The organism is Pseudomonas sp. 05N432, assembly GCF_056396945.1.
On sequence record NZ_JBFTMM010000074.1, the window covers coordinates 1 to 576 of the forward strand.

Annotated in this window: 1 protein-coding gene; it reads left to right on the forward strand. The window is 62.2% G+C overall.

Going from position 1 to position 576, the window contains the following annotated elements:
- A partial coding sequence (locus tag AC1DHT_RS29275; protein ID WP_442114863.1) for a contractile injection system protein, VgrG/Pvc8 family occupies positions 1-576 on the forward strand: 576 nt, incomplete at both ends.

The following is a 576-nucleotide window of genomic DNA, read 5'->3' on the forward strand; positions in this document are numbered from 1 at the left end:
GAAACCCCGTATCAGCAAGACGCCGGCATGCTGGCGGAGCATTCGGTGATCAGCCAGTTCTCCCAGCGTTTCAGCACCCGCACCAGCAAGGTCACACGCCGGGACTATGACCTGAAGCGCCCGAGCCTGTTGCTGGAAAGTCGCTTCACCGCCGAGTTCCGCCCGGAACTTGAAGACTATCGCTACCCGCAGTTATTCGAGAGTGAAAAACGCGCCAAACAGCTCGCCCGGCAGGCGCTGGAGCGGCACCGAACCGATTACCAGTTGGCCGAGGGCGAAAGCGACCAGCCGACCCTGCGCAGTGGCCACTTTTTCAAGCTGACCGAGCATCCGCGCGAAACGTACAACGATCTGTGGCTGCTGCTCGGTGTGACCCACTCAGGCAAGCAACCTCAGTCACTGGAGGAAGCGATCACCAGCGACACCCAACCCGAAGACGGTTTTACCCAAGGCTATCGCAACCGCTTCAGCGCCATTCCCTGGGACGTGTTCTACCGGCCACCGCTGCCGGCACAAAGACCGGCGCTGGTCTGCCAGACCGCCCGCGTCACCGGCCCCGTCGGCGAAGAGATCTAC